The sequence below is a fragment of the Shewanella sp. DNRA4 genome, assembly GCF_012843185.1.
Classification (GTDB): Bacteria; Pseudomonadota; Gammaproteobacteria; order Enterobacterales; family Shewanellaceae; genus Shewanella; species Shewanella xiamenensis.
The window spans coordinates 234949-251788 of record NZ_JABAIP010000001.1; the positions used below are offsets into that span (position 1 = coordinate 234949).

Annotated in this window: 14 protein-coding genes; 3 read left to right on the top strand and 11 right to left on the bottom strand. The window is 46.2% G+C overall.

Annotated elements, in window-relative coordinates; genetic code table 11:
- Positions 1–5: 5 nt before the first annotated feature.
- The 3 genes from HG547_RS00990 to HG547_RS01000 form a co-directional block, all read right to left on the bottom strand.
- Positions 6–773: an SDR family oxidoreductase gene (locus HG547_RS00990; RefSeq protein ID WP_169546622.1), complete on the bottom strand. Its 768-nt coding sequence runs from the start codon at positions 771–773 to the stop codon at positions 6–8.
- A 141-nt stretch (positions 774–914) separates the two neighbouring features.
- A complete protein-coding gene (locus tag HG547_RS00995) occupies positions 915–1289 on the bottom strand; it encodes a hypothetical protein (RefSeq protein ID WP_169546623.1) in 375 nt (124 codons plus the stop codon).
- A 63-nt stretch (positions 1290–1352) separates the two neighbouring features.
- Positions 1353–1817: a hypothetical protein gene (locus HG547_RS01000; protein WP_023267497.1), complete on the bottom strand. Its 465-nt coding sequence runs from the start codon at positions 1815–1817 to the stop codon at positions 1353–1355.
- 281 nt (positions 1818–2098) lie between these two features.
- Between HG547_RS01000 and HG547_RS01005 the strand changes: the two genes are divergently transcribed.
- Together HG547_RS01005 and HG547_RS01010 are read left to right on the top strand one after the other, a co-directional pair.
- Entirely contained in the window at positions 2099–2656 is a 558-nt protein-coding gene (locus HG547_RS01005; protein WP_169546624.1) for a hypothetical protein, read from the top strand.
- 746 nt (positions 2657–3402) lie between these two features.
- Entirely contained in the window at positions 3403–3843 is a 441-nt protein-coding gene (locus tag HG547_RS01010; protein ID WP_169546625.1) for a hypothetical protein, read from the top strand.
- Between the two features lie 323 nt (positions 3844–4166).
- Here HG547_RS01010 and panP read toward each other — a convergent pair whose 3' ends face one another.
- The 5 genes from panP to HG547_RS01035 all read right to left on the bottom strand — a co-directional run bounded on the left by panP (position 4167) and on the right by HG547_RS01035 (position 11309).
- The gene (panP, locus tag HG547_RS01015; RefSeq protein WP_169546626.1) at positions 4167–5816 is read right to left on the bottom strand and encodes a pyridoxal-dependent aspartate 1-decarboxylase PanP; all 1650 of its coding nucleotides are present in this window, start codon (positions 5814–5816) and stop codon (positions 4167–4169) included.
- 242 nt (positions 5817–6058) lie between these two features.
- Positions 6059–7204, bottom strand: a complete 1146-nt coding sequence (locus HG547_RS01020; RefSeq protein WP_169546627.1) for a glycerate kinase — start codon at positions 7202–7204, stop codon at positions 6059–6061.
- A 58-nt stretch (positions 7205–7262) separates the two neighbouring features.
- A complete protein-coding gene (locus HG547_RS01025; protein WP_169546628.1) occupies positions 7263–8621 on the bottom strand; it encodes a GntP family permease in 1359 nt (452 codons plus the stop codon).
- 301 nt (positions 8622–8922) lie between these two features.
- Positions 8923–9921 carry a catalase family peroxidase gene (locus tag HG547_RS01030; protein ID WP_169546629.1) on the bottom strand — a complete coding sequence of 333 codons (999 nt, stop codon included), beginning with the start codon at positions 9919–9921 and terminating at the stop codon, positions 8923–8925.
- Positions 9922–10073: 152 nt separating this feature from the next.
- Entirely contained in the window at positions 10074–11309 is a 1236-nt protein-coding gene (locus HG547_RS01035) for a sugar diacid recognition domain-containing protein (RefSeq protein ID WP_169546630.1), read from the bottom strand.
- 229 nt (positions 11310–11538) lie between these two features.
- On the opposite strand from HG547_RS01035, the gene HG547_RS01040 reads away from it, so the two are divergent.
- Positions 11539–13035 (top strand): M4 family metallopeptidase, encoded by a 1497-nt coding sequence (locus HG547_RS01040; RefSeq protein ID WP_037427910.1) that lies wholly within the window; start codon positions 11539–11541, stop codon positions 13033–13035.
- 141 nt (positions 13036–13176) lie between these two features.
- Here the strand turns inward: HG547_RS01040 and HG547_RS01045 are convergent, their stop codons facing one another.
- The 3 genes from HG547_RS01045 to HG547_RS01055 all read right to left on the bottom strand — a co-directional run bounded on the left by HG547_RS01045 (position 13177) and on the right by HG547_RS01055 (position 16832).
- A complete protein-coding gene (locus tag HG547_RS01045; protein WP_169546631.1) occupies positions 13177–13902 on the bottom strand; it encodes a uracil-DNA glycosylase family protein in 726 nt (241 codons plus the stop codon).
- Positions 13903–13904: 2 nt separating this feature from the next.
- Entirely contained in the window at positions 13905–14519 is a 615-nt protein-coding gene (locus HG547_RS01050; RefSeq protein ID WP_037427911.1) for a hypothetical protein, read from the bottom strand.
- A 219-nt stretch (positions 14520–14738) separates the two neighbouring features.
- A complete protein-coding gene (locus HG547_RS01055) occupies positions 14739–16832 on the bottom strand; it encodes an MtrB/PioB family decaheme-associated outer membrane protein (RefSeq protein WP_169546632.1) in 2094 nt (697 codons plus the stop codon).
- Positions 16833–16840: the final 8 nt, after the last annotated feature.

Consider the following 16840-nt stretch of genomic DNA (forward strand, 5'->3'; position numbering starts at 1 on the left):
ATTCCCTAGGTTTTACAGATGGACACACCACCATCGACCAATAAGGCGATCCCTGTGGTAAAACTGGCCGCATCGGAGGCGAGATATAGCGCGGATTGGGCGATTTCCGCGGGATCTGCGAGGCGCTTGAGGGCATGGAGGTTTTTCACAAAGGCCATGGCCTCCGAGGTATTGGCGAACTCCCGCCCCATTGGGGTATCTGTACCGCCAGGCAATAGCGCATTAACCCTAATGCCGCGCGCGCCGTATTCAACGGCCAAGGATTGGGTTAAGCCAATCATCCCCGCTTTACTCGCCGCATAGGCTGCCGTTTGCGGAAAACCTATGGTATAGCCAACAAAGGAAGATGTAAAAATAATCGACCCTGCGCCACGTTTAAGCATTTGTGGTAATTGATATTTTGCCGCTAAAAATGCACTGGTAAGGTTGGTTGTTAGGGTGTTTTCCCATTCGGCACGGCTAAGCGCATCCGAATCTACGCCTAACTCACCATTAATACCGGCATTATTAAAGGCGATATCCAATCCACCATACTGCTCAACGGCAAGTGCCACTAAATCACTGGCATACACTTCGTCGGTTACATCGCCCGCCAGATAAACCGCCTCACCGCCTTGGCTGATGATCTCATCCACCAATGAGGCCAATATGGCGCCGCGGCGCGCCCCTAGCACCAGTTTTGCGCCTTCACGGGCGAAGCGTTTCGCGGTGGCATAGCCAATCCCCGAACTTGCCCCAGTAATGATTGCGACTTTTCCCTGTAACACTGCCATAGATATGTCTCCATTGATTGCCTCGGCCAATATGCGCCGATAGAGACATAGTGCAGGGTTAGGGTATGCAACTCGACCCGAATCTTGCGCTTTTACACTCGGCGCTTCAGTCGTGGAAGTTGGGTGGATTGTCACTGAGTTTTAGGCGATGCCAGCAGCATAAATCAGCAGCAAAGACAGCGGGACGGAAACAACACCGATTAAGCGGAATTTATTGTTAAACGCTTGGGCTGACCATAGGGCAAATTTACGATGTTTACTCGGCGGCGTGCATGCCAAGCCTATTCCCACACAGAGTAAGACAACGCCTATCGCCAAAAAGATCTGTGGAAATCGGGTATCGGCGCAATATTGGATAAAAATCATACCCGCAATAATACGGCTAACCACTTCAGCAATATGGAAGTAGGGCTGCTCGCTAAATGCAATGATACCGTTAGCGAAAGCCGCAGGCTTGATGACCATTACAAGGCTAAAAAACAGCATCAATAGGCCAAAAGCCGCAATAAAATACATCGTCATTCCTTGTATTGGTTCTTATCTATTTGGCATGGGAAAGCGTGAGTGGCTGCGCTTTATCTACTTTAACTTGAGTCGTAATTGTTCTATTTGCCTATCGATAGACGCAACCTGCGTATCTGCTTGCTGCGCCACCGCCGACATTTCTTGTGCCAAGCTTTGCTCCCAAGTTGCCCCAGCAAGATTGTTATTGGCGTAACTTCTATCGTTTCTTAGCTCGACAATACGTTTATCCCTTTGATCAATAATGAGTTTTCGGTCGTTTTCTAGTTTAGTGATTTCACGGCTAATGCGTTGTTTATCAATAAAATCGCTAATTTCTTGTTTTTTATCCGAGTGAGTAACAGCGTTTGCATGGGCAATATCAGGGCCTTTAACCACGCTACCGACGCCGCTGAGATCTACGGGTTGGCTATTTTCATCACAGGGATCGGCCTGATATTTTCCATCGGCACATTGGTATACGGCGGCATTGGCCGAAAAAGGCAAGATAAGCGTAACTAGCAATAATGATTTTCTGTCCATAGAACATCCCATTGTCGATTTTGGCTAGATTACTCTGTCGTGGTGTAAAAACCAACCGCGAGGTCGTGGGGCTTTACCCAACAGCCTAATGCCGTTAAGCCGTTGGTATGGCAGATGGTCTGTTACTCACAATTAGGATATGCCAAGGATTTAACAATGGGTGTTTGTTAAATTTTTTCTTAGAGCTAACTTAATAACTAATTGCTTGAACGTAAGTTGAAAGCACATTATGTTATTGTTTTGAAAAGGGTTGCTCGATTTTCTGTGAAAAAGGATAAACAGTGAAAATTATTCCCACGGTACCGAAAAAATCTAAATTAATGAGCTGGTTGAAGCAGTTACCAATTTCTTTACAAGTAATATTAATCATATCTTTATTCTATCTGACTTGGCACTTTAGATACTTTGTTAGCGGTGTTAATGAATCTGAACTTGTAAAAGTAGAAGGTATTCTTTACTCGATTGAATGTAAGAATAAAATTGCAGGGGCGGATAGTATTATTTTGTATACATCCTTTCCTGAACGAGAGGTATGGTTTAGTGGTTGGCAAAAGTGCAAAAATTTATCTAGAGCATTAAATGAGTTACGTTTTCCCGAAAAAGTAATCTATTATACCAAGAGGTATAATGGTGTTTTTAGCCAAAATAGTGAAGGAGCTTTATGGATTTATGCCGTTGATCTTGCGAGCACGAACGAGCCATTAATTTATCCCGTAAATGGATTAGGTGTTAATTACGAGCCGAATATTTGGTGCTTGGTGTTTTTCTTCATAGCACTATCTCTAATTGAGTCATTAAGAGAGCGTTGGGCGGATTACAGAAAATTTAAAATGAGTTAAGTAACCATTAATGACATACAAACGGAGATATATAAACTAAAAAAGTGGGTGAAAATATTGACTCCCAACTTTAATAGCGTGGCAGTGAACCTCCGGCTATATCTTGGTTAAACATTGAATAAGAGGTTTGTATGCCGCGCCCTCTCAAGGGGAGAAATCTTACTCCTTAATATCCTCCCATAGTTACTCTTTTACTACATAATTCCTATGGGAAGTGGTGAACAATGCAGCACTGTTATCACAGTATTTTTCCTCAATATACAACAGATTAAGCCGTAATTTGTTTAGGTGAATTCTATTACGGGCATGACCTTCAATAATATGGATGTATTCGAGAGCCACCATGGATGGCTTTACGGCGTGTCACGCAAGCTGCTGAATTTGGCGTATTCGCTATTTGAGCATAAGAACCTAATCGTCATCGACTGGAAAATAGTAGGAAAAAGAGTGAGGCTACCTTCATCTTCCACGCTGGCCATTTGTTGTATTGGGAGTTGCACGTTTGAAATATACTATTTTTAATGACTTGGAGCTTTTTTATGTCTTTGATTTAAAATGTAGGATTTATTACCTCCTTGTGTTTTTTATTACTTTGGTTAAAGCAATTTATGCCATACGGGTTGTAGGTAAACTGAAAGTGCATTATGGTATGAGATAAAATGGTTGGCTAAATTTTTAATACCTAGCTAAGAATTTCGTATCTAAAAATATAGCCAAGATTAATTTGCCATAAAGGAGAATTGTTGATGCGTTACTTAAATAATCAAATTGGATACCCTTTCATTATAATTTATTTCGTTGTATTGCTGTCTGTTTTTATAGTCAATAAAATTTTTCTGCAAGACTTTAAAGGTGAAAACGATTTTATTATTTTAATAGTAATATTGAGTATCATACTATTGATGACCTTTAAGTTGAGGGTGAGTATCGAAGATAAAAAGCTTACGCTAAGCTACGGAATTGGTTTATTTAAAAAGAGATTTGATCTTTCAGATGTTGCCAATGTGTCTATGGTAAAAAATAAATGGTATTGTGGTTGGGGTATGCGAATTTCATCTGAAGGAGCAATATATAATATATCCGGTTTCGAAGGTGTTAAAATTGACTTCAGTTCAGGCGTTTCAATTGTGGTTGGAACTAATGAACCATTAGAACTATATCAAGCACTTAAAACGTTTACCTCTTAATGTATCCTGCGAATGAAAAGCACTATCGTTAAAGAACTCTTCATTGTTTAGCCCTAACATAGGCGAGTTTTCACTAAGAGGCTGTTCATAATTCTGTGTCAGGTTAATTCGATTGCTGACGTGACCTTCGCGGCGTGTCACGGAAGCAATGGAATTCGGCGTATCCGCAACGAGATCAGAAGTGCTTGGATAAAGCCTTATATTTTCAACCTAACCTTCTTTCATCCCAGCTCTGCAAACAAAAACAGCCACAAATATTTGCGGCTGTTTGTGATTAACATTCTGTATTTTAAATAGATTTAACGCTTACACTAAATCACTCGCTATTCATTGACCATAGCTAATAGCGCAGGTAAGAACTCTTTATCCAATGCGGCAATTTCGCCTTGCTCGATAAGCACTTGATTAAGGATCTCATGGCTAGTCAAGGGATTAGCTAATACGACGCGAAACACCACAGTGGGTTGTCTGAAGTAGCGCGCGGGTTGAATGCGGGTGCGCGAGACAAAGGATTTACCCTGTTCGCGTTGGTGTTTTTGAATAAATTGGGTCAGGCCATCGAGCAGCTCATTAAAGCGAGCGAGTTTCACCTTATCGCCTTGGTCTATCGCCACTTGCATGGCTGCCTGCACTTCCGCGGGTACATAACGATAGGTGAGCAGGCACAGCTCAGGCGCGGTGACCAGCTCAAAGTCAGGGTGTGCGTCGATTTGCTCGGCAAAATAACGGGCTTTTTCAAGGCTGTTATTGATCAGGATTTCATAACCATCGCGGCCAATAATCTGCAAACAGGCATGCACTAACATCGCCATGCCTGGGCGTGAGCCTTCCAGCGTTTGGCTGCCTAAATCCTTAGAGCCTCGGCGCAGAATATATTCGGCGTGGTGGGCAATCGCATGGGCAAACTCTGGGTTTTTAAATAGCACCATGCCCGCGCCCATGGGGACATACATTTGCTTATGGGCATCGATGGTGACTGAATCTGCGAGTTCAATACCATCGAGTAAGTGACGGTATTTATTGGATAATAAGCTTGCGCCGCCCCAAGCCGCATCCACATGGAAGTGGCAGTTTAGCTCACTTGCTAAGGCGGCAAGTTCGCGCAGTGGGTCGATATTGCCCGTCTCGGTGGTGCCAGCCACACCCACGATCGCCATGACTTTGATGCGTTTGTTTGCTAGTTCCGCGGCAACTTCGCGCATTTTGGCTACATCGACTTTATTATTGCCATCGGTTGGGATGCTGATGATATTGTCGCGACCGATACCGAGCAGATCGACGGCCTTACCTAAAGAGTAGTGGCCGCGCTCGGAGACCAGAATCGCTAAATCATCGAGGCCATAGTGGCGCAGCGCCTTGATTAAGCCTTCGCGGGTCACGCCTTTAAAGTCGCCATCGGCCTTGAGTAATTGGTTGCGGGCAATCCACAGGGCGGTGATGTTAGCCACAGTGCCGCCGGAGCAAAATGCGCCGAGAGAATGGTTGGCGCTGTGCATCCAATTACGATAAAAATCATTATCTTGGGCGTAAATCAAATGGTGCATCATGCCGAGCACTTGGCGCTCAAGCGGGGTAAACGCCTTGGAGGTTTCGATTTTAACCAAGTTTTGATTCAGCCCCACCATCATCTTCGATAGTGGTAACACGAAATAGGGCAGTGCCGAGGTCATATGGCCGATAAAACTCGGCGCCGCTGTATGTACTGAATGCGCCACCAGGTTTTGCATGATTTCGTCGGTGTAGTCGGAGACAAAACGCGGCTGGCTTGGAATTTCAAAGGCTTGAAAATCGGTTTCGATTTCGGAGAGCGGCTTTTCCAGCGCGGCAATGCTGTCACCCAAAAAGCCAGCTAAGTCCTCGGAAAGCTTCTGCTCGATAATGCTTAAGGTGGAATCTGCATCTTCGGGCACAGTGAAAATTCGCATTAGACTTTCTTCAGATGCGATGGCTTGGCGAGGGAGTTTTTGGGTCATGGGGCTTGCCGTCTATTAATTCTTATAGTGAAACCGTAAAGGTGATTAAGAGTATAACCAAATACATGGCGCTTAAACCCGTTTACGGATTACCAAAAAGGGAGCTCACTTTACTGCAAGGCCTTTTAGGCATCAAGTACTAAAACACCGCTTGAGTCTGTGCTTGGGTTACAGAATAAACAAAGGCGCTATGAATAGCGCCTTGGGTGTCTGTCGTGAGCTATCACAACACTAAGGTAAAGTTAACGCTGGCCCAGCATCAAGACCGCGGCAATATTACGGGCGGTATTGGTCAGATTCGCTTTGGCGTTAGCCAGCACATCGTCCAGCGGACTTAAGTGTGGGATGATAGGGAAAATCGCCGCCATACCTTGCTCGAGCACGGCATTGGCATTGTCGCCAAGGCAACCCGCAATTCCGATAGTCGGAATATTTTGCAGCTGCGCTTGCTTTAATACACCCATCGGGGTCTTGCCAAATATGGTCTGGCCATCGATTCGGCCTTCACCCGTAATGACAAGATCCGCGCCGCGAATTTTGTCAGCCAGTCCTACCGTTTGCATCACAATCTCAACACCGGGTTTAAGCTCGGCGCCTAAAAAGGCCATTATGCCAAGCCCCATACCGCCCGCCGCGCCCGCGCCAGCTTGGTTGCGGTGATCGGTGACGCCGCTTTGGGCAATCACATCGGCATAGTGACTCAGTGCGGCGTCTAAAATGCTCACCATCTCGGGCGTTGCGCCTTTTTGCGGGCCAAAGATGGCCGAGGCGCCACGCTCGCCGCACAGCGGATTATCGACATCGCAGGCCACTTCAAAGGTGCATTCTTTCAGTAGCGGATGGGCGTTACTCATATCGATACTGGCAAGCTGAGATAGCGCTGCGCCGCCCGCACTTAAGGTTTTACCTTGTTTATCCAGCAGTAAAATATCCAGCGCTTGGGCCATACCTGCGCCGCCATCATTGGTTGCACTGCCGCCCAAGCCTAAAATAATGTGTTTTATCCCGCGATTGAGCGCATCACAAATCAGCTCGCCAGTGCCATAACTGGTGGTGATCAGCGGGTTACGCTGATCCCTTGGTACATGGTGTAAACCCGAGGCGGAGGCCATTTCAATCACCGCAATCGTGCCTTTGGTTTGCTGGCCTAAAATGCCGTAATGGGCTTTGACTTTATGGCCGAGTGGCCCCATGACCTCTAAATTGACAAGGCTGCCGCCAGTGGCATCGACCATAGATTGCACTGTGCCTTCGCCGCCATCGGCGACGGGGATTTTGACAATCTCACAGTCTGGGATCACTTGTGTTAAGCCTTGTTCGATTGCATTAGCCACATCGAGTGCGCTTAAGCTCTCTTTAAAGGAATCGGGGGCAATAACTATCTTCATTCAAAATCCTACAGCTTTTTGGGCGCTAGGATACGCCCAAGGACGAGAAAAATGCAGCTTAGAGCAGCACTAAGCTTAGTACATACACGGCCAGCATGGAGGTTACACCTTGGATAAGGGTCGCCATGGTTTGGGCTTTATAGGCTTGTTTAACGCTCATACGGCTAAATTGAGTCACCACCCAGAAGAAGCTGTCGTTAGCGTGGGAGACTGTCATGGCGCCGGCACCAATTGCCATTACGGTTAACACGCGGCCCATTTCGCTGCCAAGACCGATATCGCCCAGCATTGGTGCGACTAAGGCTGAGGTTGCCACTAAGGCAACGGTGGATGAACCTTGAGCCGATTTTAATGCTGCAGCGACGATAAAGGGCATGAAAATCCCAACGCCGAGTGCTGATAATGAGCTGCCTAAAAAGTCACCAATAGGTGTGGCTTTTAACACGGCGCCGAAGGCACCACCGGCACCGGTGATCAAAATAATCGGTGCTGCGGCGACTAAACCTTGGCTAATGCGCTCGCTAAACTCGGCAATCTTGTTATCGCTTTTCAGTAACAGCAGTGACAGGAATAGACCAATAAGCAGGGCGTTAACGGGTTGGCCGAGGAAGACTAATAGGCTGAATAGGCCTTCTTTGCCCAGTGGTGCAGAAGGGAAGTTAGCGATAGAACCTAAACAAATTAATAGGATAGGCACAAAAATCGGTGCAAATGCCTTTAATGGGCTAGGGAGTGTGCCGTAGCTTTGTTTTAAGGTTTCAAAATCAGCGGCTTGAGCTTTGAGTTCTTCCGCGCCTTCGCCATCGGGTTCAACCCCTGCAAAGCGGTTCGCCCATAGCATGCCTGCAAGTGAGGCAACGGCCGCAACAAATAAACCAACACCAATCACTAGGCCTAAGTTGGACTCTAAGCCAAGGTTACCCGCCGCGGCGATAGGGCCAGGTGTGGGCGGTACAAAGGTGTGAGTCGCATAAAGACCTGTCGCTAACGCCACGCTCATGGACACGCTCGAAACCTTCATGCGGTTCGCCATGGATTGTTTAAGCGAGTTTAAGATCACAAATCCCGAGTCACAAAACACCGGAATCGACACTAAGTAGCCGATAATCGACATAGTGAGTGTTGGGAAGCGTTTACCCAACACTTTAATCACCACATCTGCCATGGTAATGGCGGCGCCACTCTTTTCGAGGATGATGCCGATAATGGTTCCGAGCACGATCACCAGACCGATATAGCCGAGGATATTGCCAAAGCCAGTGGTGATGGTTTTAGCAATATCGCCACTCGGTAAACCATAGGCGAAGGCGCCAATAAAGGCGGCTAGAATTAAGGTTAAAAACGGATGGAGCTTAAATTTTGAGGTCGCGATAACAATAAATGCAATCACGCCGATGAGGATGAGCACTAAGTTCATAGATTGTCCCGTTCAGTCTTGGCTGAAGTTCTTAAGTGGTTTTGGCTGTTTTTGTAGGGCGCGGCTGTTATCTGATCCTAAGTTCAAATAAAGGCTGCTTTAAGGTCAGCCTATTATTGAATACTGCGAATTGAATAGCTTTGGTTAAACTGACGGAATTACGGTATAAACAGGCCATTATTTTGTGCGTGTGCACAAAATAATGCGTGTGACTTCGAATGTAATAGCAGAAATATTGTTGCGAGGGGTTGGTAAACCTGCGGTTTACCAACCTTAAAAGTGTAGCGTTTAATATCTTGAGTTATTGACGACGAATAAAGGACTCGACATATGCCGCGGTGCGGGCATTGAGAATTGGGTCATCTGACGCTGCTATGCCTTTGGGCAGGAGCAGAGGGTTAAAAATGCTTTTATCGCATTGTTGCACTTGAGGATCGCTGTCGCGCTTACCATCAATCACCACTTGGCCGACGAGAATGCGCTGGCGGTTTTCGGGCCAGAGCACAGTCGGATTATTAATCTCATCGCCCTGTTCCGCTAACTGAATATACAGATCCCACTGTGCTGGCTGGGTGTTTATGCGCTGGAGTAATTCCGCCTTTAAAAAATCATCACCCAGATTGGCAAGTTCACTGGCTGACAGTGCTGCGGTGCCCGCTACGGGTTCAAAAATCCATTTACCCGCAATGCTGCTATTTTGCTTATCGGTAAACAGAAAACTGTTCACTCCAAAGTACTGGCTATTGGCAAAGCTCGGGCTCGGCGGCAATTGTTTTAGATAGTCGAAAAAGGCTTTGGCATCGGGTTTATTATCGAGCAGCCATTGTTTACCCTCGGCACCTTGTTTCACTTTAGTCTGAAAGGTAAAAAAATCATCCAGATTGCTGGCAAAGAATATCGGCACATTGGTAGTGACAAAGTTCAGGTTTTCTTTATCGCCATCAATTTTGAGTGACATAAAGCGCCCTGGGGTTTTATCGGAAAGCTTAGGATTGGTACCGCCGAGGGAAAAGCGAGCGGTAACCTTAATTTGGCTTTGATTAAAAAATGGAATCGTTAGCGAATCTTGTAACTCTGGGTTGGACGCAAAATAGCCGGAGGTGCAAAATCCTTTTGTGTGATTGCGCAGTTTCACTTTTTTACCCGCTTCGCGACTTGCCGCATCTGGCGTGCCGTTTACAGCATCCACTAATTCGGCAATGGTACGCTCCGTCGAGTTGGCGATTGGGGCTGCAAACACTGAGCCAACGATTAGGCAAGCGGTGGCGAGTGAACTAAGTTTGGCATGAAATGGCTGCATGGGACTTCTTTCCTTAATGATTAACCGTATGGGTGACACCTTTAGGTATAGGAAAGGACAATGCGGAAAAATCTTTCATTAATATTGCGCAATATTGCTATGAGGCTGAAAGGCTTAGGCGCAAATTTGAGTGGGCTATCCCGCGACGATTATCACTCCAACTGATAATTGGAGGTATCTATCAACTGCCCAAGATAAAGACTTAATAGCCCATGCAGGGAATGGATATCGGTGTTAGTGAGTTGCTGAATTTTATCTAATCGATATCGCAAGGTATTTCGATGAATAAATAGTGCATCTGCACATTGCTGCACATCGCCAAAGTGGGTGATATAGGCGGCTAAGGTTTTACGTAGCTGGCCGTTTTTATCGGCCTTGGCTAATTGCTGGTAGGCATTTGTGAGTGCTTGGCCGCGCCAGTCATGCTTGAGTCCTGAGAGCAGCACTTGTAAAGAATAATCCTCAAATAGGTATTTTGTGCCATCAGGGTTGAGCTGTTTACCTAAGCTCAACGTTTCTTGCGCGGTTTGATAGGAGCGTGCAATCCCACCTTTTACGGGAAAAAAGTGGCCCAAGGCAATTTTAAAATTTAAGTCCATCTGTGCAGGTAATCGTTGCAATAACTTATCAATACGTTGGTTTTCAAGCTCGGGATCCCATTGTTTTCCATCTAGAAAAGCGGGTTTTAGGATCACCAGCTGTGACATGGATGTCATGGCAATTAGGTTGCCGCGATCGGGATTTTGCAGTAGATGCAATACTTGCTTGAGGGTTTCGCTGACTCTGGGATTGCGCTCATCACTACCGCTTAGCTCGTTATCTGTTGATGTGTTTACCTGCGATATCATTTTGTGGATGGCGGAGGGTTGTTTTTCACTGACTTCAATAATGGCGGCCACTCGTGGTAGCGTGATATCAATATCGAGCTGCTTGGCCCAGCGATGCAATTGCTCATCGTCATCGGTTTGTGCCTTGATAAGTTGCAGAATAAATTCTTCACGCTGGCGGTTTTCCCATTGCAATTTATCCTGTTGATTGGCTTGCTCGACAATCATCTCGGCGGTCATTTTTAGCAGCTCGCCGTAGTGAGTTAGTTCTGCCGGGTCGCCAGTAATGCCAATCACACCAATAATTTGCCCTTGGTAATGCAAAGGTAAGTTGATGCCGGGTTTTACGCCATGAAGACCGGAGGCGACTTCTTCGCTCAATTCCACATTGCGATTTTGCGCAATCGCGAGTAAAGCGCCCTCATGGGTTGCACCAATACGTTTAGGGTCGCCTGAGCCTAAAATCACGCCTTGACCATTCATCACATTGATATTGTGTCCAATGATTTTCATTGTGCGACTCACAATTTTTTTGGCGATGTGTTGATCCAAAACGTACATAACTCACCTTATTTTTCAATCTATTGATAAACCACTGACGCAAACAGCAACGCAGTTAGGGTAATGGCAAACGACAGAAAAGGGCAGGTGTTTTTTTATCTTCTATACTGATTATTGAACTCAATCGGTTTTAACGTAATTTTAACAAATTGGGTGGGTAAAATGATGACCGTATTTATTCCCTTTAGTGTCGTTTGTCCCTTAATGGGCTAAGGCAAAGGATATCACGATGAAAGTTTATCTCTTACCGTCAGCACTGGCGATGTGTATAGCGGCGAGTATTCAGGCACAAGCTGTTGAAATTAAATTTAATCACGGGCAATCCTTATCCGCTGCTGTAGGATTGAGCCAAAAACACAGTTTTAAAGAAGTTAAAACGATAACGCTTAACAAAAGCCAAAGTAAAACCAAAGCGTTGCAGTATTTCGATGGGGTGCTGGTGTATGGCCACCATTTGGTTGTGAGCACGGATGATACACAACTGAGTGCTGAAGGGGATGTGGCACAAATTGCGGATGATTTTTCCGTGGAAGCTGGGATTTCTCAAGGGCAGGCGATTGCGGCCTTGAATAGACTATATCCGGGTTCGGCGGCAACGGGGAAAAAGGACGTACAGCTTATTATCCTGATGACGGGTGATACTCCAAGGTTAGCGTATCGGGTTTCCTATTTAAGCGACCAAACCGATGCATTGTCTCGACCAACGGGCTTTGTAGATGCTCAAACAGGGATGGTGCTCGAGCATTGGAATGAAATCATGACCGCAAAAAGTACCGCAGGTAAACCTGGCGGTGGTGGTTCAGGTGGCGGTAGCACAGCCTTAGATGCCACTGGACCTGGAGGAAATGCCAAAATCGGTGGTTATTACTACGGCAGTGATTATGGTTATCTCAAGGTGAGCGAGTCTAATGGTACATGCACCATGACCAACACCAATGTGAAAACTGTCAACATGGCGAACTCGACTCGCCGTGGTTCGGTGTTCACTTTTACTTGTCCAGAGAACACTTATTTGGCGGTAAATGGTGCTTATTCTCCTTTAAATGATGCGCACTATTTCGGCGGCGTTATTTTTAATATGTACAAGGATTGGTATAACACCGCACCTTTAACATTCCAGCTGGAGATGCGGGTGCATTATGGCCGCAATTATGAAAATGCCTTCTGGGATGGTACGGCTATGTCCTTTGGGGATGGCGCAAGCTATTTCTATCCACTTGTGAGCTTAGATGTTTCCGCCCATGAGGTCAGCCACGGCTTTACCGAGCAAAACTCTGGGTTAAATTACAGCGGCCAGTCCGGGGGTATCAATGAGGCATTTTCGGATATAGCTGGTGAAGCGGCCGAGTACTACATGCGTGGTAGTAACGATTGGAAAGTCGGCTACGATATAGTCAAAGGCGCTGGGGCGCTGCGTTATATGGATACCCCAACAAAGGATGGACGTTCAATTGACAATGCCGCCAATTATACCAGTTCTATGGATGTGCATTATTCCTCTGGTGTTTTTAATAAAGCCTTTTACACACTGGCGACTAAAAGTGGTTGGAATACGCGTAAGGCGTTCGATGTGTTTGTGCTAGCAAACCAGTTGTATTGGACTCCGACATCGACGTTTAATCAAGCAGCCTGTGGGGTTCAGCAGGCCGCGAGTGCTAAAGGCTCAGGCTATCCTGTGGCGGATGTGACAGCGGCATTTTCGGCAGTTGGTGTGAGTTGCCAATAAGCTAATTTTAAACGCAATGTATAAAGTGCTGTGTTGTAGATATTAAGTCGGTCGTTCAAGATCTTATTCTAAGCCCCTAAATGGGGCTTTTTAATTGGATTTATATTGCCCTCACAAGGCTATCCTGTTGATGATGGATTTTTATTTCGGTTCTGGAGAGCTTGCCAGTAGGCTAGCAACCCTCTCTTGAAGCGTGGGAAGTCGTTCGCGTTCAAATTCGGGATGCTGTTTTAGCCAAAGGTTGTTTCGAGGGCTAGGGTGAGGCATGACCATCAATTGAGGCCAATACAAGGACCATTGCTCAATCGCTTGGGTTACTGTGACTTTTGGGGGCGACAATGGTGTCGATAACGTTAAGTCCGGTGAGGTTAACTCCCTGCATGCAGTACTAAGACGAGCCTTAGCACGTAGCAGATGGTAATCAATTGCATATTGGCCAAGGACGAGCACTAACTCTACCTGTGGCATCAAGGCTAATAACTTTTTATGCCAAGTCGTAGCGCACTCTGGGCGCGGCGGCTTATCACCTTGCTTTTTACCGTTTCGTTCAATGGTTCCCGGAAAACAAAACCCCATCGGCACTATGGCGAACAGGGCGGGATCATAGAATTGTTCTCTGCTGACATTAAGCCAAGTGCGCAGACGCTCGCCACTGGCATCATCGAAGGGAATGCCCTTGTGGTGAGTTTTTACACCGGGGGCCTGGCCCGCAATTAAGATCCGTGCTTGGCTACTGGCTTGCAAGATAGGTTTTGCTGGAAGTGGAAGCTCGGCCTGACACAGTTGGCAGGCGCGAATTTGCTTGAGCAGTAAATTGAGTTCTGTTGAGCAAGCGGGCTCGATACTTGAGTGTGGGGCGGTTGTCATCGTTAAGCCCCTAGTTTGCTCAATAGATGATAGAGCCAATAACCAAAGAGTGCATAAGAGGCGGTTAATACAAGATAACTCAATGGCTTGGCACCCAAGGATTTAGTGGGAGTTTTGGCATGAGAGGCTAAAGCAATATGGGCCAAGATGATAGCAAAGAGCGCGCAGGGCGGCAGTAGATAACTGATGCCGAGAATCAATAAGGCGCCAAGACTCAGTAGCCAGCCCGCATGTTGATTGCTGGGCTGATGAAGTTGGCGTAACTGCAGCGGCAATAAAATCAGCCCAACGCCTACAATGATCATCCCAAGATTGAGTGCAAAGTCGCTCCAAGTGCGGTGTTCATAAAGGGTAAAGGTAAAAGCGAGCAGTGGTACTATCAGTGCGGTTAGTACGTGGCGTTTGGCAAAGATGGGATTACGATACTGACCCGCAAAAAAGAACAGCCCTTGCATTAAGCTATTGATCAGGGTAAATCCACCCAGACCGACGATGATAAATAAGCTTGCAGTGCCACCGCTGGCATCAAATGCCATGGCAGGGGTAGAGAACAAACTTAAGCCTATCAAGGCGGGTACAGGCGATAAACGCCAAAAAGAACAAGTGAAGGACGACATCTGATATCCACTGATAATTAACGGGCTGAATTAACATCCGCTAAAGTGCTTGTAAACTCAAGGAATACCTTATTTTGAGTGCGAGTTTTGCCCCAGATTCTGATCTTATTCAAGATTTTTGCTTCTGGAATAGCCAGAACTTGCATTCAAAGCGCGGTGAGTTTTTGTTGGCAATAAAAAAGCCCGCAGTGCGGGCTTTTGACCATCAATAAACGCAGATTAGAGCTTGTAACTCATGCTCAGCATTAGCATTTGTGCGGTGTAGTCATGGTTGTTAGTACCAAAACCTACGACGTTCCAAATGCCATCAACGGCGATATCATTTGCGGCGTCATTGTCCTTATAGTTCTCAACTTTGTAATCGAAGCGCAGCGCGAGTTTTTCGGTGGCTTGATATTGAGCATATAAGTTAATGTTATGTACTTTGGCAAAATAATCGCCATAGTCGCCAGTGATACCTTGTCTGACTTGAGTGTTACTGTCGGAGTTGGAATAGGTGTAATCCAGTCCTAGGCGTAACTTGTTCTCCAGCAGGTTGTTGTAGCTGATACCTGCACCGACCACATCCACTTTATCTTCAATAAAGCCAGTCCATGTTGGGGTGCTGTAATTACTGCTACCCGCCTGTTCAGACTCAATGATCTGGTAGTTGTAGAAGGCGGTTGCCAGTAAGTCTGCGGTGATCATATAACTGATATTGGCATCATAACTGGTGTCTTTTGACTCAGTTAAGCCAATCATAGTATCGGTATAATCATCCAACGCGTAACGGGCACCAACATCGATGGTCAGGCTTTCAAGCGGCGAATGGGTGATGCGCGCTTCGACTTGGGTTCTGTCACGGTCAGCCAGATTGTACTTACGTAACAGGCTGTTAGTTTCAGAAGAAGTCCATTCAGACGCTTGGTATTGTGAGCCGTCACGTTTTCCGTAACTGCCTTTTACCCACATGTCCCACATATCGAAGCTATTGACGCGTAAACGAGCCCAAACGGTATTTTCATCCGTGGTTTCACGGTCTTGATAATCACGTTGGTCACGTTTGAAGTCATAACCACCATCAAGTTTAATATCGCGGGTAATACGATAATCTGCCGCGACTTTAAAGCGTTGCGTACGATTATCATAAGGCGTGTTATAAGCCACCTTACCGTTGACATTGTTGATGCTGATCTGGGTCCATTCTTCAACTTGGGTATTATTGTCACGGTCGTAATAATCGTAACTACCTGTCAAGCGAAGATCTTTACTGACTTTGCTAACGACTTTAAGGTTCATGCCCAATAGATCGACTTTTGCATCAACCGCATCGCTTGTTAGCTGGCTGGAATAACGATAGTTATCCGTTACTAACGCCTGATCTTGGCTCATTTGTCCAGTAAGAATACGACCCGATAGGGCGTTACTGCCATCGTTGTACTGTCCCATCAATGACACTGTGTGTGCCTGATTATCGGGATCAAGCGCCAACGTACCTTGGGTTTGGGCACCAAAGGTAGGATTGAATGCACTATCAAAGTCCAATTGGTTGTATTCGTTTTTGAATATAGACCCACTGTAACTGAGCGCTGTGAACCAACGATCACCCTTGAGTTTGACACCCGCTTCAATGGTGTCAGTAGTGTAATCCACTGGCTCTGCTAACATCATCGATTGGTTGAAGAAGCTACCAGAGGCTTGTTTTAAGCCAGTTTTTTCTTCACGCATGTAGTTAACATAGGTGCTCCACAGGGATTCGCCTTGATATTCAAATCCCAATCCCGTGCGTTCACGTTTAAGTGATAATTCAAGGGCATTGAGGCTATCCATCAACAATGGCATTTGGCTGCTTGAACCAGCAGTTACCCAGTTATCGGGTAACGTCAGGTTATTGCCACCAATACCCGCGTAGGGCGATAGGGCGCTATTGCTGTCGTAGGTCGCAATTTGGCGATAGTTTACATTGACGTTGTACTGGCCTTGTTTGCCTGCATTCACATCTAAACGACCGCCATCCATACCGAGTTGATAAGCTTCAACACTGGCACGGTAACCTTTTTCACCTTTAAAGCTTAAATTGGCATCAAATTTGCCCGCGACTTCATTGGATGTCCCAAAGGCATTGGCGGAGCGAATATCCTCTTCACTGTTATAACCGACACCGACACCCACAGTGCCAGATGTGCCCGTTTCAACCACGCAGCCTTTGCAGCTCCATGCGGATAATTTCACTTTATCAGTATTGGCATTAGCAAGACCATAACCATCAGCGGCTACGGCAAAGCCAGTGTTGGCTAATAACGCTAGAGTGATCAAATTGAGTTTAAATTTCATTTTCTCGT